The sequence below is a fragment of the Mucilaginibacter sp. genome, from assembly GCF_039921305.1.
GTDB lineage: Bacteria > Bacteroidota > Bacteroidia > Sphingobacteriales > Sphingobacteriaceae > Mucilaginibacter.
In genome coordinates, this window is sequence record NZ_JBDSCA010000071.1 from 14,132 (window position 1) to 34,830 (window position 20,699).

The 20,699-nt window shown below is 41.1% G+C and carries 16 protein-coding genes; 4 read left to right on the forward strand and 12 right to left on the reverse strand.

Annotation, left to right across the window (positions count from 1 at the left end; genetic code table 11):
- The first annotated feature begins 139 nt into the window (after positions 1-139).
- Positions 140-2,308, forward strand: coding sequence for an alpha-galactosidase (locus ABIN91_RS19995; RefSeq protein ID WP_348053224.1), 2,169 nt, complete (start codon positions 140-142; stop codon positions 2,306-2,308).
- Positions 2,309-2,414: 106 nt separating this feature from the next.
- Here ABIN91_RS19995 and ABIN91_RS20000 read toward each other — a convergent pair whose 3' ends face one another.
- The 12 genes from ABIN91_RS20000 to ABIN91_RS20055 all read right to left on the reverse strand — a co-directional run bounded on the left by ABIN91_RS20000 (position 2,415) and on the right by ABIN91_RS20055 (position 14,380).
- Positions 2,415-2,933, reverse strand: a complete 519-nt coding sequence (locus ABIN91_RS20000) for a peroxiredoxin (RefSeq protein ID WP_348053225.1) — start codon at positions 2,931-2,933, stop codon at positions 2,415-2,417.
- A 52-nt stretch (positions 2,934-2,985) separates the two neighbouring features.
- Positions 2,986-3,501, reverse strand: coding sequence for a CAP domain-containing protein (locus ABIN91_RS20005; RefSeq protein ID WP_348053226.1), 516 nt, complete (start codon positions 3,499-3,501; stop codon positions 2,986-2,988).
- 45 nt (positions 3,502-3,546) lie between these two features.
- Positions 3,547-4,491, reverse strand: coding sequence for a phosphatase PAP2 family protein (locus ABIN91_RS20010; protein WP_348053227.1), 945 nt, complete (start codon positions 4,489-4,491; stop codon positions 3,547-3,549).
- 2 nt (positions 4,492-4,493) lie between these two features.
- On the reverse strand, positions 4,494-5,114 hold the full coding sequence (locus ABIN91_RS20015) for a sterol desaturase family protein (protein WP_348053228.1): 621 nt from the start codon (positions 5,112-5,114) through the stop codon (positions 4,494-4,496).
- A 7-nt stretch (positions 5,115-5,121) separates the two neighbouring features.
- Entirely contained in the window at positions 5,122-5,724 is a 603-nt protein-coding gene (locus ABIN91_RS20020; protein ID WP_348053229.1) for a DUF4833 domain-containing protein, read from the reverse strand.
- A 2-nt stretch (positions 5,725-5,726) separates the two neighbouring features.
- Positions 5,727-6,455, reverse strand: a complete 729-nt coding sequence (locus tag ABIN91_RS20025) for a CDP-alcohol phosphatidyltransferase family protein (protein ID WP_348053230.1) — start codon at positions 6,453-6,455, stop codon at positions 5,727-5,729.
- 18 nt (positions 6,456-6,473) lie between these two features.
- The gene (locus ABIN91_RS20030) at positions 6,474-9,014 is read right to left on the reverse strand and encodes a DUF5686 family protein (RefSeq protein ID WP_348053231.1); all 2,541 of its coding nucleotides are present in this window, start codon (positions 9,012-9,014) and stop codon (positions 6,474-6,476) included.
- Between the two features lie 151 nt (positions 9,015-9,165).
- Positions 9,166-9,615 carry a phosphatidylglycerophosphatase A gene (locus ABIN91_RS20035; protein ID WP_348053232.1) on the reverse strand — a complete coding sequence of 150 codons (450 nt, stop codon included), beginning with the start codon at positions 9,613-9,615 and terminating at the stop codon, positions 9,166-9,168.
- 91 nt (positions 9,616-9,706) lie between these two features.
- Entirely contained in the window at positions 9,707-11,032 is a 1,326-nt protein-coding gene (locus tag ABIN91_RS20040; protein ID WP_348053233.1) for an inositol-3-phosphate synthase, read from the reverse strand.
- 38 nt (positions 11,033-11,070) lie between these two features.
- Positions 11,071-12,060, reverse strand: a complete 990-nt coding sequence (locus ABIN91_RS20045; RefSeq protein WP_348053234.1) for an NAD(P)-dependent oxidoreductase — start codon at positions 12,058-12,060, stop codon at positions 11,071-11,073.
- Entirely contained in the window at positions 12,057-13,175 is a 1,119-nt protein-coding gene (locus ABIN91_RS20050) for a hypothetical protein (RefSeq protein WP_348053235.1), read from the reverse strand. Before ABIN91_RS20050 ends, ABIN91_RS20045 begins: the two co-directional genes overlap by 4 nt.
- Positions 13,172-14,380 (reverse strand): pyridoxal phosphate-dependent aminotransferase family protein, encoded by a 1,209-nt coding sequence (locus ABIN91_RS20055; RefSeq protein WP_348053236.1) that lies wholly within the window; start codon positions 14,378-14,380, stop codon positions 13,172-13,174. Before ABIN91_RS20055 ends, ABIN91_RS20050 begins: the two co-directional genes overlap by 4 nt.
- A 334-nt stretch (positions 14,381-14,714) precedes the next feature.
- Between ABIN91_RS20055 and ABIN91_RS20060 the strand changes: the two genes are divergently transcribed.
- From ABIN91_RS20060 to ABIN91_RS20070, 3 genes are read left to right on the forward strand one after another with little or no spacing between them, the layout of a single operon-like run.
- Entirely contained in the window at positions 14,715-16,049 is a 1,335-nt protein-coding gene (locus ABIN91_RS20060; protein ID WP_348053237.1) for a TolC family protein, read from the forward strand.
- Between the two features lie 14 nt (positions 16,050-16,063).
- A complete protein-coding gene (locus ABIN91_RS20065) occupies positions 16,064-17,197 on the forward strand; it encodes an efflux RND transporter periplasmic adaptor subunit (RefSeq protein WP_348053238.1) in 1,134 nt (377 codons plus the stop codon).
- Between the two features lie 12 nt (positions 17,198-17,209).
- A complete protein-coding gene (locus ABIN91_RS20070; protein WP_348053239.1) occupies positions 17,210-20,407 on the forward strand; it encodes a multidrug efflux RND transporter permease subunit in 3,198 nt (1,065 codons plus the stop codon).
- Positions 20,408-20,699: the final 292 nt, after the last annotated feature.

Consider the following 20,699-nt stretch of genomic DNA (forward strand, 5'->3'; position numbering starts at 1 on the left):
AGGTTTAAACTAATCACAACTATTACGTGTAATTAGTACACATCTGCACATAGCAGATAATAATCAGCACAAATTCACTATTTGTGTCAATACAATTTATGTTAGATTTGGTGCAATTATAATGCCTTAATCTATTCTTATGATCAAAACAAGTACGCTTGCCGGTATATTGTTATGCTTTTATGCTATCGGTGCCAAGGCCCAAACCGAAAAACAGGTTATTGTGGGTACACGCAATGTTAGTTTAGTGCTTACGGTGGGTAAAAACGGCCGCGTTTATCAATCGTATTTTGGTAAAAAACTACTTAACGCTGCTGATTATACAAACTTTGCGGCAGGCCGCCACGAAGCCTACATAACCGGTGGTATGGAAGATCAGTTTCAACCCGCCATCCAGGTTAAACATAACGATGGAAATCCATCATTGCAATTAGTTTATGTTAGCGATAACAGCAGCAAAAAAAGCGATGATATTACCGAAACTACATTCAATTTAAAGGACCCCAAATACCCGGTAGAAGTAGTATTACATTACGAAACCTATTTTAATGAGGATGTGATCAAAGCCTGGACAGAGATAAAACACAACGAAAAATCGCCTTTGATATTGAATAACTACGCATCAAATATGTTGCATTTTGATGCCGATAAATATTGGCTTACCCAATATCACGGCGATTGGGCCACCGAGATGATGCAGCAGGAAAGCCAACTAACCAGCGGTAGTAAAGTAATAGAAAGTAAACAGGGTACCCGCCCCGATATTTACCAGGAGCCTTTATTCATGCTATCCCTAAACCAACAAGCCGATGAAACCAGCGGCGAAGTTTTAGCAGGTTCGTTAGCCTGGACGGGTAATTTTAAGTTTCAGTTTGAGATAGACCAGTTAAACTCGTTGCGTGTAATAACAGGCATTAATCCTTACGCCTCCGAATACCAATTAGATGCAGGTAAAACGTTTACCACACCGGCCTTTATATTTACTTACAGTAATAGCGGTAAGGGTTTAGCCAGCCGAAACCTGCACAGGTGGGCGCGTAAATACGGCGTTTTAGATGGCGATAAACCACGTGCCACCTTATTAAACAACTGGGAAAACACCGGCTTCAAATTTGACGAAAAGCTATTGGTTAATTTATTTGATGATGCTACCAAATTAGGTGTGGATGTTTTCCTTTTGGATGATGGTTGGTTTGCCAACAAATACCCACGCAATAACGATAAAGCTGGTTTAGGCGATTGGGAAGAGAATAAAACCAAACTACCCAGCGGTATTGAATACCTGGTTAAACAGGCCGAAGCCAAAGGTGTAAAGTTTGGTATCTGGATTGAGCCCGAAATGGTGAACCCTAAAAGCGTGCTCTACGAAACACATCCGGATTGGATATTGAAACTGCCCAACCGCGATGAAAGCTACCAACGTAGCCAATTGGTGCTCGACTTAGCTAACCCAAAAGTTCAGGATTATGTATTCGGAATTCTGGATAATATGATGACTAAAAACCCCGGCATTGGCTATATCAAATGGGATTGTAACCGTACCATGAGCAATACCTATTCGGTTTACGAAAAGGATAAGCAATCAAACCTTTACGTTGATAATACTTTGGGTTTATATAAAGTATTGGATAGGGTGCGATCCAAATACCCGCACCTGTTAATGATGCTATGTTCTGGCGGCGGTGGCCGTACCGAATATGGTGCCATGAAATACTTTACCGAGTTTTGGGCCAGCGATAACACCGATCCGCTTGAGCGGGTTTATATCCAATGGGGTTTTTCAAACTTTTTCCCGGCCAATACCATTTCGGCGCATATCACCTCATGGAGCAAGCTATCAACCGTAAAGTTCCGTACAGATGTAGCCATGATGGGCCGTATGGGATATGATATCAACATGAAAGACATGAGCGAAGCCGATTTAAAATTCAGTCAGCAAGCCGTTAAAAACTATAAACGTTTAAGTGATGTGATCTGGTTTGGTGATCTGTACCGCCTGATATCACCCTACGAATCAAATCGTGCCGATCTGATGTATGTGAACGAAGCCAAAACCAAGGCCGCACTATTCAATTACATGCTTAGCGCGAGGTATAAAGAGATCTTCGGCAAGGTAAAACTGCAAGGCCTTGACCCAGCCAAACGCTATAAAGTTGAAGAGACCAATATGATGGAAGGAGCAAAACCATCCTTCCCGGATAACGGCAAAACCTTCAGCGGCGATTATTTGATGACGGTAGGATTAACTTTAAATGCTGGCAGGATAATACCACAAAGCAGTAGCGTAATTGAGATAACGCAGCAATAGGATAGAATTAAAGGAGAAATCTTTTGCGAGCGGTTCTGCTTATGAGCGTGTCCAGCGCAGAAGATTTCTCACTATCGTTTCGAAATGACATAGTTTATTAAAATAATTACTTTGCTTTCAACGATTGTACCACAGCCAAAGCCTGTTTAGAATGCTCGGTACCTTCCATCATTGATGTGTACGAGAAAGCTATCTTACCTTTCAAATCCACAACAAAGGTTTGTCTGCCGCTCATAAACATTACCTTTTTAACACCGAACATTTTATTAACCAAATTATCCGGGTCGCTCAATAGCACAAAGGGTAATTTATAATGTTCCTCAAACTTTTTATGGCTTTCAAAGGTGCCGCCATTAATGCCAATTACCTGTGCTCCTGCCTTGGTATAATCATTAAAGCTATCGCGAAAAGCACAGGCCTCTTTAGTGCAAACCATGCTTTCGTCTTTTGGGTAAAAATAGATCACGTAAATGTGCTTACCAATTTCATCCTTCATGTTAAAAATTTTACCATTTTGGTCTTTTAACGAAAAGTTGGGTACGGCATCACCAACGTTTAATGGCTTCTGAGCCATCGGGCTTACAGAAAAAAGGAGCGTTGCAATTGTTGACAGAATGTATTTCATGTTGTGGTTTTTAACAGATACGTAGTTTAAAGGCAAAACGATTTAAGCAATATTATTTCCTAAAGGCAAAGCTCACCCTGCCACCAAAATCCTGTACCCAATAGTATTTGTATTCCGCAATACCTATTTCGGTAAAGTCAGGGTTCATCAAATTTTTGCAATGAGCGTTACTCTTGAACCAACCTGTTAAAACCTCGTCGATGCTACGCTGGTTAAAGGCTATATTTTCGCCAATAGCATATTTGCGGAAACCTTTATAAGTATAGCCAACATCCAGCATCCGATTTTCCATTTTGCGGCCATCCTTACTATCATGGCTAAAATAGTTTTGGGCATACATATCTTCGGCGTGTTCTTTAGCGGCAAGGGCAAGTTTATCATTCCATGTTAATGGCTGTGCAGGTTTCATATAAATGTTTCCGCAATTGCAGCCTTTGGCACGTTTGGCATTAATGGCGTTTAGAAATTGACCCCGGAAATCTTGCTTACTGATGTGCAGGGATGATTGCGCCATTGCCACCGGCAAGAGCGATAAGTAGATCAATAATGTGAATGATAACCTTTTCATATCCGTATTAATAACGAATGATCGGTCGTTTTGTTGGATGGGAATTTATACTATAGCCCGTTCGTAGCTATCAATAAACGTTTTAAATCCGCTTGAGCGGGATAATATCCAATTGAACAGGCCTATCCCAATTACAGCGCAGGTAATGCCCGCTAACACATCTAAAACATAATGATGGCTCAAATACACCGCCGCGAACCAGATGCCTACCATCACCACGCCGAAAAACAAATTCACCTTGCCCAACTTGTTTTTTAAGCCATAATACAGTACAATAACAGGGTAAGAGGAGTGGAGCGATGGCATTGCCGCGAATACGTTTGAGCCTTTTGCATAAATAGATTTGAACACACTTACATTAAAATAGGTATCAAATTTAGCCAGCCCGGCTGTATTGCCTGGTGTATGCGATATAAAGTTAAAACCATGATATTGTACGTACCAGGGCGGCGCAGCCGGAAAGGTATAGTAAATAACAAACCCAATAAAGTTAACCAGTACAAAAGTGAGCAGGAACAATAAAAAATCGCGACGGTTTTTAAAGAACAGGTACAAGGCAAAGCCCATGGGTACGGGTATCCAGCACAGATAAAATATTCCGCAAATAATGTCTAAAGCTGTATTGCCATGGTAGCGCCAGTATTCGTTTGGGGTAAGTAACTCACTGTGGCTGCTGATACCGAAGATGTGTTTTTCGAAGTTGTAAATATCTTCGATATGTACAGTAGCGTAATTATAATTAGGAAAGGCCTTCATATAATCGTAAATGATCCAGTATACGATGAAGATAGAAAAGCCCACAATAAATTTTCGCGTTATCGCCGAGGCATAAAAAGCCAGGTTGAACAGGCCAACCAGTACCAGTTGATCAACTTTATAGCCTACTAAAAAGTACGATAGCGCCAGATAAGAAATAGATACAATACACACTACCGCTATGCTTTTACCATTAACGGTAACCGCGCCTGTTGTAGCCGGAGCGCTGCCCATGCTTACTTGTTGGTAAAGTGCGAGCGGAAAATGTTATCCCAAAAATCAGAACTTACGCCGTAACCGCGTGATGGATCTTGATAGTGGTGCAGCATGTGGTGTTGTTTGATCTTTTTCCACATGCCCGATTTAAAGTTGAAGTGGTGAATGGCATAATGCGTCATATCGTAAACCAGATAACCGCCTATAAAACCGGGATAAAACGCGAATACGTAAGTAGCCGGTAAAATAGCATTGAACAATAAAAAGAAGCCCAAGGCTAAAGGTATACTTGCCGATGGCGGCAATACCAAACGTTTCAGGTCGTTAGGATAATCGTGGTGAACGCCGTGGAATATAAAGTGTAGGCGGTATGCCCATTTGGCTTTAGGTACATAATGGAACACAAAACGGTGCATTACATATTCAACAAAGGTCCACACAAAAATACCGGCAGCAAACAGGCCAATAAATAACAATGCGCCCATACCAGCCTCAAAAAATGCTTTATAGATCAAATAAAATATTACAGGTACATATATCACCAGCGGAACAAAAAAGTAAACCTTAGAGAAAATCTCTAAAAGGTCGCTTTTAAACATCCTTACAGATTCACTGGAATTTGATACATAGTTTTTCTTCATTGCGCTTTCACGGTTTAAAACGTTCTATTACTTCTTTTCCGGTTATAGGGTCATTACCCTTAACCTCAACATATAATACATTAGGTATCCAAAATGTACCACCGTCTATCCTTACAAATATACGGGTCACTATGGCTTCTTTTTTGCCAATAGTGGCGTAAATATGATATTTATTATCCGTTGCCGATTTCATCAGCGATAGCGGATATTTTTTATACGACACCAACCGGACGTCAAATTTACCATTATCTAATGGTTTTGTCACCACACCATAAGCAAATTTTCGCTGAATAAAGTTCAATTCTTCCTTTTGGCCCTTCTCGTTGTATTTAATCCAGTACGGATGCACCGGGTTATCAGTATCCAACTGACCCTTGTTATCAACATTCAAATCATAAATAATGGTATTGGTGTTAGGGTCGCGTTGAATATAAAATAGCTTGTTTGCAACAGCAGGCACCGGAAAGCTCATCGCTTTTGGCTTTACCTTACGGGATGCGGTATCGGTAGCAGTGGTAACATCGATAGTGGTGTTAGATACTGTTTTATAAGTAAAAGATGTATGGAGCAGCAGTGAAAAATTTAACAGGATAGCGGCAGCAATTTTCATTATTATTTTTTTGTTGTAGTATGCTCGGCAGCATCCATTATTTTTTTGGCATCGTATAAACGCCTGAATGCTGTGATGTTTGATAGTATGGCCAATATTACAATTGGCACGGTAAATATGGTAATGGTTTCAAACACGTGGAACGGTATACCTGGTATGTACAGCTTATAATCGCCGCCAATATACATGGATGATATTCCGCATATCATGGCAAATAAGCCAATGGTTACCACACGCTCAGGGCGTTGCATTAAACCACCTTTTATTTCAATACCCAGTCCTTCGGCGCGTGCCCTAACGTAACTAACCATCATTGAGCCAATAAGCGCTACAAAAGCGAATATGGAACTCAAAAAGTAGTGATGGGCTACAAGATAATAGCAGATACCCAAAAACATGATCAATTCGCTATAGCGATCTAAAACAGAATCATACAACGCGCCAAACTTCGAGCTCATTTTGCCTAAACGCGCAACCTGCCCGTCAAGCATATCAAATAAGCCTGCAAAAAGCACTAATGCTCCGGCCCAGCCTACATAGCTTAAATCGCCACGGTTACCTTCTTCGGCACCCAATATGAATATTCCGGCAACGCCAAAATTCAGCAATAAACCAATTGTAGTAATAGCATTTGGGGTGAGGCCTATTTTGATCAAAACCTTCACCAAGGGATCTATAATTTTGTAAATTCCTAACTGAAGATTTACGCGTACGGTAGTTGTTTGTGCCATTGCGATTTCTTTTAATGATTAAAAATCTAACCTAACCCTTGTTCTGATACCAAACTGAGGCGCGTTTTGATGATCAAGATAATTAAACCGCTCAACAAGATCTATCCTGAAAAACTTAAATATATTACCTACACCAATACTGCCCTCGGTATATGGCTTGCTGCTTAAAGAATAAGTTAAAGGCCTGCCGGTCGCATCCATTGGGAATTGGATCAGATCAGGATGAAGGGCCGGGTTATTCTCGTCGCGGATACCGCCATATAAAGCTTTGAACGAAATAAACTCACGTAGTTTAACCCGTTTAAGCAAAGGTATCTTATTAAAAATAAATCCGTTAAAGCAATGATCTAACGTTACGCTGGCGTAATGGTCGCTCACAAACTCTAAAAAATTCATCAGGTTATATGAGTCTAACTGATAAGCGTACGTTTGGTTTGCACGATGGATAGTTTGCAATGGGTAAGGTATCCTGCCAAAGCTATAACCACCCTCGGTAATAAAGTCGGTATAGCCTAATTGCGATAAATAGAAACGTTTTTCAACCCGGGCCTTTAAATTTGAATAGGTGTATTGGCTACCGAATAAGCCTTTAACACCCTGAGTATACCCTAACGATAATATAGGGTATTTGCTTGGGATGGTTATTCTGTATATTTTACCCTGTATAAATTGCTCGTGCGGTGCATAACGCATTGTGAACGATAGCTCGGTAGTGGTTATGTTAGGAATGTTGTTTGGCAAACCGTTGATTGTATTATTGAATACCAATGAGCCGGCAGGTGTTTCTTTCCAGTTTTTAAAACCTAATGTGTATGATAGGTGGCTCTCAAACTCACGCACATAGTCTACCCTGTAATAGTCGTTATATAAGTACTTGTCGTTAACGCCACGTTTAAAAGATAGCAAAAAGTTGTCTTCGCCCACAAATTGTAATTCGGCTCCCGGTATTTTGGTTTCGCGCTGTACGCTGGCCCGGATGTAGTTCTGTGGGAATTTGTAAATGGTTTTATTATTGAGCGAATAGGTAGCGCTTAAAAAGTACTTCCATTTTTCGTCTTTAAAACCATAGGCTCCATAAGTTTCAAAATAGTATCTCTTGCTTAGCTCTGGCGTTGTTCTGCCACCAAAACGTAAGCGAAAACCTTCAACCGGGTTAAAGCTGTAAAACGCGTTTGCCGGCCCAATTTCAAATGGCCCGAACGATTTATACCCCGCCAATACCAACGACGCGATATCCATAGTGCGCTTAAATGCCGGTATGGTTTGTATGCTATCAATATTTTTGTAAACTTTTGATTCGGCTGTAGTTAAAGTATCTGTTCCGCGACTCCGCACCCAAAAGGTATTATCCCGCTCTTTAGCTTCTTCCGATACATATCCGCTTAAACCGTCATACGTGGTATCTGGTCTGGGTTTATCAAAAACGTAGTTTCTGAAATTAACAGTCCTTTCGCCAAAAAGCCCTGTTTTACCTTTTTTGGTGATACCGAAATCGGCTATCATATCACTTTTAGTTAGCTGATAGCGGCCATTGGTGTTTCGTTCAAAGTTTTGGTTCACAGTCATACTGCGTACCCAGTTCAGGTTAATGTTTTTATTGATGGAGAGTGTAGCGTGTTGTACAGCGTAATTGGTGTCAATAGTTACGTATATTTTTCCCTCAAACAACATATCTGTTGTATTGCGTGGGGTAAAACTCAACTCAACCAGTTTATGGTTTTCTGCATCAGTAATGGTATCGGTAATAAAAAACTTGTAGAATGTTGGAGCTTCGTCAGCAATAGGACTTAAAAACTCATTGGTCATTAAAAAAATGTTGTTTGAATAGATATCTACATCGCTATACATTCTGTTCAAATAGGCGTTCATACCATCATCATCAATAAAACTACCAAAGTTTACTTTTTTGTTCCCCAACACCACAACCTTTTTTGTTTCGGGTTTTTTGCGAAGATAATTTTGGGTTATCTTTTCGTCCATGTAAACGGGCAATAAGTTTTTGCCAGGTACAGAGGTTGAATCACGGTTTTCGAACAAGAACTTATACGGACGGAATATTTTTTTATTACCTATGTTAGCCGATAGATTGGTGAACGAAAACACCATCTTTTCGTATTGCTGAAATTCCACATAGTTATAATTCTCAATCCGGTTTTCATCCTTATGCTCAATTACCTTACGGATCAACTCGACCGCGGGATTATCTTTATTGCGATAACGCTGCTTTTTAGCTGATTTGATCTCAATATCTTTTAGAGTTTGGCCGCTTGTATAAAGTTTAACATTAAACGTTTGCGTTTCGCCCGGAATAATGGTTGTATTAACAGTTTTGTAACCAAGGTAAGATACCTGTATCTTATAGAATGACTCTGTTGTTCTTAAAGTATAGTTTCCTGTATTATCGGTAGTGGTACCTACATTGCTCCCGGTAAATGCTACGGATACAAAAGGTAAAGGCTTATTAGTTTTACCATCGGTGATGGTACCTTTAATAACCGTTAGCTGGGCCTTAGCAAGTATGGTTGAAAATACAAGAAAGAATAAAAGAGTATACTTCATTTTGTTATTAATACGCTTTATTTAGCCTACTGGTTTTTTGTATAAACGGGCTAAAATAAACCGCCGCAAATGTAAAAAAAATCAACTTAGACTTTTGTGTTCAAAAAGTCAAATCTTGTTTTGTTATACAGACGAAAAGAAAGTGTTAATGTTACATTAATTTAAACCACCAAATAATCTGTAGTATCAAATTAGCGTAAACACCTGCTAAAACATCATCTAACATAATACCCCAACCACCTTTTAAGCCTTCCATTTTCCTGATCCCCAATGGCTTAACAATATCGAAAAAGCGGAACAGAATTAACCCGGCTATCAAATATTTTACATTAACGGGTAAAAACAGCAGGCTAATACACATGCCCGCAATTTCGTCTATCACAACCCGTTGCGGGTCTTCGCCCCATATTTTTTCAACAACGGTTGAGCTCCATATGCCAATCGCGGTAATGGCAATAGTTATTACCAGTGCCAGTATGCCCGGGTAGCCGTTCATAAGCAATAAATACCACACAATGCAACAGGCAACAGAGGCATATGTGCCCGAGCCTTTGCCTATGTAACCAATGCCTAAACCTGTAGAAAATATTTTATGAAACACGTATTGTTATGATGCTTGAATTGACAAAATTACATAAAAAAACAGCCTGTTGATTTAACAGGCTGTTCATTTTTAGGTTATTTAACACTTGCTACATCGAGTCAACCAATTCCTGGTAGTAATCCAAGCCCAGGTGGGTGATCAAATCTTCGCCCATCATGTGGCGCAAAGTGTTTTGTAGTTTAATTAATTGTTTAAAAATATCGTGCTCAGGTTTTAAGCCCGGCGCAGCTTGCGGCGATTTTAAGTAGAATGATAACCATTCTTGTATTCCGCTCATTTGCGCGCGTTTAGCTAAGTCCATAAACAAGGCCAAATCCAAAACGATAGGTGCAGCTAATATAGAATCGCGGCACAAAAAGTTGATCTTGATCTGCATTTCGTAACCCAACCAGCCGAAGATGTCAATATTATCCCAGCTTTCTTTATTATCGCCACGTGGCGGATAGTAGTTGATACGTACTTTGTGGTACATATCGCCATATAATTCCGGGTTGATTTCTGGTTGGAAAATTTCTTCCAATACGCTCAGTTTAGAAACTTCTTTAGTTTTAAAGTTATCCGGATCGTCCAGAACCAAACCATCGCGGTTACCTAATATGTTGGTAGAGTACCAGCCTTTAACGCCCAAAGCACGCGCGGTTAAACCCGGCGCTAAAATGGTTTTCATTAAGGTTTGACCGGTTTTAAAATCTTTACCGGCAATAGGGGTATTGGTTAATTTAGATAGCTCAACCAATGCAGGGATATCAACCGTTAAGTTAGGGGCGCCATTTGCAAAAGCTACACCTAATTTTAAAGCGGCATAAGCATAGATCATGCTTGGCGCAATGCGGCGGTCATCATCTTTCATAGCTTGCTCAAAAGAGGCAAGGCTCATGTGTATTTCCGATTCCTCAAAATAGATCTCGGTCGATCCGCACCATACCAAAACCACACGGTTAAGGTTATTATCTTTTTTAAAGTTCTCAATATCGGCCATTACCTGTTGGGCAAGGTCCCAGCGGGTGGTAAATTCCTTAATGTGAGTTCCGTCAAGGTTCTTTACATAATCATGGTCAAAGGCTGCTTTCATCGGAACAATAGCCTCCAATGCATCCTTAACCGAATCCAGCAAATGCTGATCTAATACCTTCGCGTGCGATGCCGCCTTATAAACGTTATCCTCGTATACATCCCAGCCACCAAAAACAATGTCTTCAAGCTTAGCCAAGGGTACAAAATCTTTAATTTTAGGGTAGCGGTTCTCTGTGCGTTTACCTAAACGGATGCTGCTCATCTGTGTTAATGAGCCTATGGGTTGTGATATTCCTTTTTTTACTGCTTCAACTCCGGCAATAAGCGTGGTAGCAACGGCGCCTAACCCCGGCATCAGGATGCCTAATTTTCCTTCGGCTGGTTCAATGTTCGTCTTCATTCGATATTTGTATTGTGTATTACGATGTTAATAGATTGTTAAATCCAGTTGTTTTTTTTATACCATGCAAAGGTATCTACAAGCCCTTTTTTCAAGTCATATTCAGGTAAATAATTTAAATCCTGTGTCACATTCTTGATATCACATATCCAGTTCACAGCATTTAGCTCATTTAACTTCTCAATATTCAGTGCTGGTGTTTTGCTGCTGCGGGCGTAAAGCCGCTCTAAAAATCCGGCCAGTGCCTTAATTAGTAATAAAGGTAAATGTAGCTTAATTGTTTTTTTATTTAGCACTTCTTTTGAGTAGTTGGCCAAAGCATACCTGTCATACACCTTTCCATCACTCAAATTATAAGTTTTGTGTATGATAGGCGAGAACAGGGCACTTATCGTGATCTTAGCCAAATCCTTTACATAAATAAAGCTCAGGTGCTGGTTTACCCGCCCAATATATGGCTCAAACCCCTTGCTGAATTGTTTTAAAATAATGTAGATTCCGGTATCTCTTGGCCCGTAAACGGCAGTTGGGCGTAACGTAATTAATGGGAGCGAAGTAAGGGTATTCAGCTTTTGCTCGGCAAGTAATTTACTACGGCCATAAGCTGTTACCGGGTTAGGCGTGGTATGCTCGGTAATAACACCTTTAATATCTTCCAGTGGACCTAAAGCTGCCAAACTGCTCAAAAAAACAAACTTTTTAAGTTTGATATTTGACTGCGCTGCCGCGGATGCGAGGTTGAAAGAGTAATCGGCGTTAACGCGATCATAATCTGCCTGTGTTTTGGCAGCAGTTACACCTGCCGCGTGAATGATGTAGGTATATTGCTTATCCTCCAACTCTTTTATTAAAGAATCGGTACTGCTAAAATCGGGATAAACATAATTGATGGGGAACTCTTTCAGGTGATCTACCTTGCTGGTTTTTCTAACCGCGGCATAAACCTCTAAGTTGTTTTTTAGGGCATGCTCAACTAAATGGTATCCTACAAAACCACTTGCACCGGTTATTAAAACCCGTTCCTTCATATCTGCTTCTCGTAGATGCGGTATTTTTTGTAAGGATCACCTTTGATAGCCATAATGGCTTCGTTGATCAGCGTATTGTTCTCCAGTGTCCAACCGGCTTCAGCATGGGTAAAGCCTTTGCGTTTGTATTCGCTGATGATGGAACCATATAAACAGGCTTCGATACCCATTTTGCGGTAACCATCAATAACGCCTAAAGCGTAAATACGCAGACTACGTACTTTACTTTTATTGAACAATATTTTGAATAGTCCGGTGGGGAATAAACGGCCACGTTTTACCTTTATTAAAATTTCATTAAAATTTGGAAGAGCCAGCCCAAAACCTGCTATTTTGCCATTTTGTTCGGCAACGTAGGCGAAATCTGTATCTAAAATCAGCTTCAAATCTTTGGCTAAATGCGCAAATTCATCATCGGTTAAGGGTACAAAGCCACTGTTTTGGTCCCAGGCCGAGTTGTAAACTTCGCGTAGTTTGGCAACTTCTTCTTTAAAGTTTTTAAGGTTTACCTTGCGGATGATGATGTTGTTACGCTTCAACCTTTCCTGCAAAGCAGCCAGCAACCTTACCGATTTATCATCGTAAGCCTGCCCGTCCCAATGCCAGGCAATCAGATCAATTTGTTTGGCATATCCGGCTTTCTCAATCAATTCGGCATAATAAGGCGAATTGTAGGTCATCATCAAAAACGGCGGGCTATCAAAGCCCTCTACCAATAAACCACAGGCTTCGTTAGTTGAAAAGTTTACCGGGCCTATTACTTTTTGATCAACGCCTTTTTCTTTGAGCCATTTATCCGCCGTAGCGAAAAGTATGTTGGCCACTTCCTGATCGTTAATACAGTCAAAAAAGCCAAAAAAACCATCGTTCCTTTTGTTAAAGGTGTTATGGTTATTGTTTAAAATGGCTGCTATGCGCCCCACAACTTTACCGCCTTTGTAGGCTAAAAAGCACTGTAATGATGAGTGCTTGTGGAACGGGTGTGTAGTTAAAAGATCTTTTTGGGCGATAAACAGTTCGGGAACGTAGTTTGGATCGCCATCATATAAGTCATGCGGAAAGTCGATAAAGGTAGCAAGCTCCTTTGTCGACTTTACCGAAACTATGTCAATCATATTTTTTCTTTCACAGTATTGAATACACCAACCTGTTTAAACGCTTTTGATAATTTATCTACCGCTTCATCAATTTGAGCGAAGGTGTGTGTAGCCATTAATGAGAAGCGCAGCAACGATGAATCAGACGGAACCGCCGGTGATACTACAGGGTTCACAAATATACCTTGCGATTGTAGTATGTTGGTGGTCATAAACGTTTTAGCGTTGTCCCTAACATAAATAGGTAATATTGGGCTCTCTGTGGCACCCATATCAAAACCTTCTTCTAACAATAATGCTTTAGCATAATTAGTGTTTTTCCAAAGGTTTTCTATGTGATGAGGTTCACTTTCAATAATATCTAAAGCCGCAATAACGCTGGCTACAGAAGCCGGGGTCATACTTGCGCTAAAGATCAATGAACGTGCTTTATGCTTAATGTATTCGATCACATCCAGATCGGCGGCAATAAAGCCACCTAATGATGCAAATGATTTGCTAAAGGTTCCCATAATCAGGTCAACATCCTTGGTTAAACCAAAATGTGATGCTGTACCGGCACCTTTTTCGCCAATAACGCCTAAGCTGTGTGCATCATCAACCATAATGTTACAGCCAAACTCTTCGGCAATTTCAACAATTTCAGGTAATTTAACAATATCACCTTCCATGCTGAATATACCATCAACCGCTATTAGTTTAACGGCATCCTCTGGTAAGTTTCTTAGTTTTTGGCGGAGGTCGTTCATGTCGTTGTGCGCGTATTTGATAACGCGTGAGAACGATAAACGGCTTCCGTCAATAATAGAAGCGTGATTATATTCGTCTAATATCAAATAATCGTTACGGCCTGTAATGCATGATAATACACCCAGGTTAACCTGGAAACCAGTGCTGAAAATAACGGTAGCTTCTTTGCCAACATACTGTGCAAGCCTGTTTTCAAGCTCGATATGTATATCTAAAGTACCATTTAAAAATCGTGAACCGGCACAGCCTGTACCGTATTTGTCAATTGCTTTTTTAGATGCTTCCTTAATTTTAGGATGGTTTGTTAAGCCCAAATAAGAATTTGAACCAAACATTAATACCTTCTTGCCGTCAATAACTACTTCCGTATCCTGACCAGATTCTATTGGCCTGAAGTACGGATATAATCCTGACTCCTTTATCGAAATTGCATCTTGAAATTGAGCAACTTTCTCATGTAGTTTTTTACCCATGTATGTTAACCCTACTTAAAATTTTTGTAAAAATACCACGAAAATCCTAATATCCCGCTCCATTGCTTTATATTTTTTTAACATTACAGTGTTATTGCACAAATTTTCGGACAGCAAATTAATCGTTTTTATTGCGAAATATAAAACCGAATTCACATTTTGACTTTAATATAACCGTAAAACCCGTTTTTAGGCTTAAAAAAATCGTTTTGTAATAATGTTGTCACAACAAGCTTTTATCATGACGTATTAGTAATTATTTGACCAAAGTGGTGGAAAAGTTTAAACTAATGAACTTATTTTGTAGCGTAAAATCGATTCGCAGTTCTATAATATGAAAAAATCCGTCCGTCAGGTTTTAACAATAATACTCATTTGTTTTTTAATTCCTTCACATTTATTTGCACAGGCTAAAGTTGATACCGCTACATCTGTAATATCATTGCAGCAATGTATTGGTTTTGCGCTGCGTAACCAGCCCGCAACAAGGCAAGCCAGTTTAGATGAGCAGATAAACGAACGCACCATTAACATAGGTTTAGCCGATTGGCTTCCACAGGTTACGGCCAGCGGTAATGCCCAGCATTATTTTCAATTACCGGCTACATCTTTTAATGGTAATGTGGTAACAACCGGCTTGCCCAATACATCGTTATTAACGGCTAACGTAAATCAAACCCTTTATAACAATACCGTAGCGCTGGCATCGCACACTGCAAAATACAGCCGCGAGTATTATAAAGAGAATACGGTAAACAGCCAGATCAATGTAGTATCTGATGTAAGCAAGGCTTTTTACGATGTGCTTTTATCGCAAAAGCAACTTTCTATCATTAATCAGGATATTGTTCGCCTGCAACAAAGTTTAAAAGATGCCTACGCCCGTTACCAGGCCGGTATTGTTGATAAGATAGATTATAAACAGGCAACCATAGCCTTAAACAACGAGCTGGCCAGCCGCAAGCAGGCACAAGAGGCTATTAAAAGTAAAAGCGCTTATCTGAAACAGATCATGGGGTTTGACCCCGCAAAACCTGTTCAATTGGCTTATGACTCTACCCAGCTTGAGCGCGAAACTTTGATTGATACCGCGCAGGTTTTAGATGTAAATAACCGCATAGAATACAAACTGCTGCAAACTCAAAAAACATTGCAAAACATCAACGTTGATTATTATCGTTGGGGATGGCTGCCATCTGTTTCGGCATTTGGTACGTATAATTTGAATTATTTTAATTCAAATTTGCCAGATCTGTACAGCCGCTCGTTTCCAAACTCATTGGTAGGCTTAAACTTTTCGATACCCATATTTACCGGTACCAAGCGTTTGCAAAATTTAAGTAAGGCAAGGCTACAGGTTGAGCGTGCCGATCTGGATATTGTGAACACTCGTAATGTGATCAATACCCAATATACCCAGGCTTTGGCCGGGTACAAAAGCAACTATAACGATTACAGAATATTAAAAGAAAACGTTGAAGTTGCCACTGATGTTTATAATGTGGTGTCGCTGCAATATCGCGAGGGTATTAAAACTTATTTGAACGTGATCAATGCCCAATCTGACCTTCGTACTGCGCAGTTGAGCTATTACAATGCCTTGTTTAATTTATTATCGAGCAAAATTGACCTGCAAAAATCACTCGGAACCTTATCTACTCAATACTAATACAATACGTAGCAATGAATAAAAAAAACATTTTTTTAATAGGCCCCTTAGCCGTGCTGTGGGTATCATGCAAACAACCAGGAAAACAGGCAATGGTATTGCCGCCAACAGCTGTAACCCTGGTAGCCGCCGAGAGAGCAGATGCTGTTTATTATGATCAATACCCTGGTATCGTAGTTGCACTTAACAGTGTTGAGTTGCGATCGCAGGTTGCTGGCTATTTAACCGGAATTTATTTTAAAGAAGGTGAACTGGTTGAAAAAGGAAAGCCGCTATACGAGATAGACCGCCGCAAATACCAATCTGCATATTTACAGGCGCAAGCTAATTTAAGCAGCGCTCAGGCGGGTTTGATCCGCTCACAAAAAGATGCCGACAGGTATAATCAGCTTTTAAAGCAGGATGCCGTTGCCAAGCAATTGGTTGATAACGCCACCGCAACCTTAGCCAGCAGCCAAAGTCAGGTTGAATCGGCTAAAGCCGGGGTAGTATCTGCAAAAACAGATCTGGATTATTCGCTCATCAAGGCACCGTTTACGGGCCGCATTGGTATATCGCAAGTTAAATTAGGCGCGCAGGTTAGCCCGGGTACAACGTTGCTGAATACCATATCAAGCGAAGACCCGATAGCGGTTGATTTTGTTGTGAATGAAAATGATGTGCCGCGTTTTTCGGCCATGCAAAACAAACCGGCTATTAAGGCCGATTCTACCTTTATGCTCACCATGTCTGACGGTACGGCATACAAACAGCCAGGTAAAATTGTGGTGGTTGATAGGGGTATAGATAACCAATCCGGAACGATCAAGGTTCGTATCCAGTTCCCTAACACCAAACGTCAGTTAATAACCGGTGCAAGCGTTACTCTAAAAGTATTGAACCAGGCTTCGGGTTCGCAGGTAATGATACCTTATAAGGCTGTAACAGAGCAAATGGGGGAGTTTTTCGTATTTGTTGGTCAGGACACCATTGCTAACCAGGTTAAGGTAAAAGTTGGCCCAAGAGTGAGCGATAAGATAGTGATATTAGATGGCATAAAACCTGGCGATAAGGTTGTAACCGAAGGTTTGAACCGTTTACGCGATAAAGGCAAAATAATGGTTGGCCCACCAAAACAATCAGCACAAGGGCAACAAGCACCAAAATAATAAGATCAAAGCATGATTGCAGAAACTTTTATAAAGCGGCCGGTAACCGCAATTGTAATATCAATTGTGATACTGATAGTGGGAATTATCGCTATCGGTACCTTACCCATCGGCCAATATCCCGAAATTACACCGCCTACCGTACAAATTACGGGTACCTATACCGGTGCCGACGCGCAAACCGTTGAGCAAACCGTAGCTACACCGGTAGAGGTGCAGGTAAACGGTACCCCGGGCATGACCTACCTAACCAGTAATAGCACCAGCAACGGAGCCATGAGCATGACGGCGAACTTTGAAGTTGGTACCGATATTAACAACGCCACGCTCGATGTTCAAAACCGGGTAAGTATTGCCCAGCCAACCTTGCCGCAAGAGGTACAGCGTTTGGGTTTAACGGTTAAAAAGCGTAATCCAAGTATATTAATGCTTGTTGCCTTATACTCACCAAACGGAACGCACAATGTTACATTTACCGATAACTACGCTAATATATTTGTTCGTGACGCGCTTTTAAGAACCAAAGGTGTGGGCGATATCAACAGCCGCTCGGATGATTTTAGTATGCGGATCTGGCTTAAGCCGGACAAGCTATCGAGTTTAGGTATTACAGCCGCCCAGGTTACCCAGGCTTTACAGGAGCAAAACGCCCAGATAGCCGCTGGTACCATTGGCGCGCCGCCGCAAAAAAACGCGCAAACATTTGAGTACACTGTATATGTAAAAGGCCGCTTGGTTGAGCCCCAAGAGTTTGGCAACATCATTGTAAAAACCAATGCGGCTAACGGCACCATGGTTTACTTAAAAGATGTAGCCCGTATCGAGTTAGGTAAATTTAACTACTCCGGTAACTCGTTTGTTGATGGCAAGCGTGCATCGTACCTGCTGGTTTACCAGGCGCCGGGTAGTAACGCCATTGAAACTGCCGAAGGTGTTTACAAAACCATGGAAGAGTTAAAGAAGGCCTTTCCTAAAGATATTGATTACGTGGTTCCATTTGAATCGGTAACCGTAGTAAAAGTATCCGTTCACGAGGTTGTTGAAACCTTGTTGATAGCTCTGGCATTGGTTATTGTAGTGGTATTCCTCTTCCTGCAAAGCTGGAGGGCAACCTTAATCCCTGTACTGGCCATCCCGGTATCTATTATTGGTACGTTCATCTTCTTTATCCCTTTGGGCTTTACTATCAATACATTAACCTTGTTTGGCTTTGTGCTTGCCATTGGTATTGTGGTTGATGATGCCATTGTGGTAGTTGAGGCCGTACAACATTATATCGACGAAAAGGGAATGGATCCTAAAGAGGCCACCATGCACGCTATGCGCGATATATCGGCACCGGTTATCGCTATCGCCTTAATTTTGGCGGCGGTGTTTGTGCCGGTGGGCTTTATACCGGGTATTGTGGGCAGGTTATACCAGCAATTCGCTATCACTATTGCCATATCGGTAATGATATCCGCCTTTGTGGCGCTATCGTTAACGCCTGCGCTTTGTACCATGATCTTAAAGCCAATGAAGCTGGACGAATCGTCCACAGGCTTAAATAAGTTCTTTTTTAAGTTTAATAAATGGTTTGGCAACGTAACCAATAAATATCAGGGTGGTGTAAGCAAGAGCATCAAAAACTCCAAGTTTGTTGTGGTGATATTGATCTGTATCATAGTAGGAGCGGTGCTGCTATTCAAAAGCAAACCTACAGGCTTTATCCCAACCGAAGATGATGGCCGGGTTTATATCACCTTTGATTTGCCCGAAGCATCATCTACCACACGTACGGTTGATGTTTTACACCGTATGATGGGGATGTTGGATAGTGTACATGCCATTCAGCATTATGCCGCTTTGGGTGGGTTGAATGTGGTTTCGTTCGCAACAAAATCAAACAGCGGTACCATATTTTGCCAGTTAAGGCCATGGGACGAACGATCAAAAGACGAAGACCAGCTACTCGGCCCTAAAGGTGTGGTAGCAACCCTGCAAAAGAAATTATCGGGAGCTCTTAAAGAAGCCAACATTGTAGTAATATCGCCACCCGCCATACCTGGTTTGGGTACAACCGCGGGTTTCGCGTTTAACCTTGAGCAGCGTGAAACAGGAGATATCAAGAGCTTTGAAAAGGTGGTTCAAAACTTTATAGTAGCCATTAACCAGCGTAAAGAGATAGGTAAGGCATTTTCGTTCTTTACCGCACGTACACCCGGTTACCAGTTAACTATTGACAGGGAAAAATGTAAAAAATTAGGCATAAGTATATCCGATGTGGGGAATGCCCTGCAAACCTACCTGGGGAGCGCCTACGTAAACGATTTTACCATTTACGGGCGAAACTTTAGGGTGGTAGAGCAGGCCGATACCAATTACCGTGGCGATATTAAAAACCTTAACCAGTTTTTTGTAAAGAACCAGGCTGGTACTATGGTGCCGTTGAGCGCGATAACCACTTATAAAGTAACCGAAAGCGCGCCGTTAATATCCCACTTTAACCTGTTCCGCTCAACCGAGATTGATGGTAGCCCCGCCGAGGGTTATAGTAGCGGTGACGCCTTGAATGCCTTGAAAGAAGTAGCCGCGCAAACACTGCCGCAAGGTTACAGTTACGAGTTTTCGGGTTTGAGTAGGGAAGAGATCCTTTCGGGATCAAAAACGGTTTACATCTTCTTGCTTTCGCTGATGTTCGTGTTCCTGTTTTTGGCGGCTTTGTACGAGAGCTGGTCGGTACCATTCTCGGTATTGCTTGCCGTGCCTTTGGGGGCGTTCGGCGCTATTTTGGCACTTAAGTTTCAATCTACATTAACCGATAACGTTTACGCGCAGATAGGTTTGATAACCTTGATAGGTTTGGCCGCCAAAAACGCTATCCTGATAGTAGAGTTTGCCAAAGAGCGTGTTGACCGTGGTATGGAAGTAGTAAAAGCTACATTGGAGGCTGTACACTTACGTTTACGCCCAATCATAATGACATCTATGGCTTTCATTTTGGGAGTATTGCCGTTGGTCTTCTCATCAGGTGCCGGTGCCGAGGCCCGTAAAACCATTGGCTGGACGGTGTTAGGCGGGATGATTGCCGCGACATTCCTGGCCATTTTTATTGTACCGGTACTTTATGTACTGATCACCAAGTTTGCTTACGGAGCTAAAAAGTTGGCCGAAATGCAAGCCAATTATAAGCCAGACCCGGAACATGACGATATTCCTGGTATAGAATAATATACGTTTAAAAGCCCTTAACTCTAAAAGTTAAGGGCTTTTTTATTTGCGTACACAATAACTTTCTGTTTAAATAGTTCGTATAATATAATGTTATGAAAATCAGGCTGATGGTATGCTTACTGCTTGATGATAACGTTATAACAAACCAAGAACGCATGAATCAAATTACGGTGCCAGCCAAAGTTTGATACAATATACGTTGATTAGGAGCTTAGTAATAAGCTCCTTTTTCTTTTTAAAACTTGATGATAAGGATAGGTCAGGATGGTTGCTTGAAGATAAAATTTTA

Coding starts and splice junctions, on each gene's coding strand:
- ABIN91_RS19995 (WP_348053224.1), top strand. CDS start 140: ATGATCAAAACAAGTACGCTTGCCGGTATATTGTTATGCTTTTATGCT.
- ABIN91_RS20000 (WP_348053225.1), bottom strand. CDS start 2,933: ATGAAATACATTCTGTCAACAATTGCAACGCTCCTTTTTTCTGTAAGC.
- ABIN91_RS20005 (WP_348053226.1), bottom strand. CDS start 3,501: ATGAAAAGGTTATCATTCACATTATTGATCTACTTATCGCTCTTGCCG.
- ABIN91_RS20010 (WP_348053227.1), bottom strand. CDS start 4,491: ATGGGCAGCGCTCCGGCTACAACAGGCGCGGTTACCGTTAATGGTAAA.
- ABIN91_RS20015 (WP_348053228.1), bottom strand. CDS start 5,114: ATGAAGAAAAACTATGTATCAAATTCCAGTGAATCTGTAAGGATGTTT.
- ABIN91_RS20020 (WP_348053229.1), bottom strand. CDS start 5,724: ATGAAAATTGCTGCCGCTATCCTGTTAAATTTTTCACTGCTGCTCCAT.
- ABIN91_RS20025 (WP_348053230.1), bottom strand. CDS start 6,455: ATGGCACAAACAACTACCGTACGCGTAAATCTTCAGTTAGGAATTTAC.
- ABIN91_RS20030 (WP_348053231.1), bottom strand. CDS start 9,014: ATGAAGTATACTCTTTTATTCTTTCTTGTATTTTCAACCATACTTGCT.
- ABIN91_RS20040 (WP_348053233.1), bottom strand. CDS start 11,032: ATGAAGACGAACATTGAACCAGCCGAAGGAAAATTAGGCATCCTGATG.
- ABIN91_RS20045 (WP_348053234.1), bottom strand. CDS start 12,060: ATGAAGGAACGGGTTTTAATAACCGGTGCAAGTGGTTTTGTAGGATAC.
- ABIN91_RS20050 (WP_348053235.1), bottom strand. CDS start 13,175: ATGATTGACATAGTTTCGGTAAAGTCGACAAAGGAGCTTGCTACCTTT.
- ABIN91_RS20055 (WP_348053236.1), bottom strand. CDS start 14,380: ATGGGTAAAAAACTACATGAGAAAGTTGCTCAATTTCAAGATGCAATT.
- ABIN91_RS20060 (WP_348053237.1), top strand. CDS start 14,715: ATGAAAAAATCCGTCCGTCAGGTTTTAACAATAATACTCATTTGTTTT.
- ABIN91_RS20065 (WP_348053238.1), top strand. CDS start 16,064: ATGAATAAAAAAAACATTTTTTTAATAGGCCCCTTAGCCGTGCTGTGG.
- ABIN91_RS20070 (WP_348053239.1), top strand. CDS start 17,210: ATGATTGCAGAAACTTTTATAAAGCGGCCGGTAACCGCAATTGTAATA.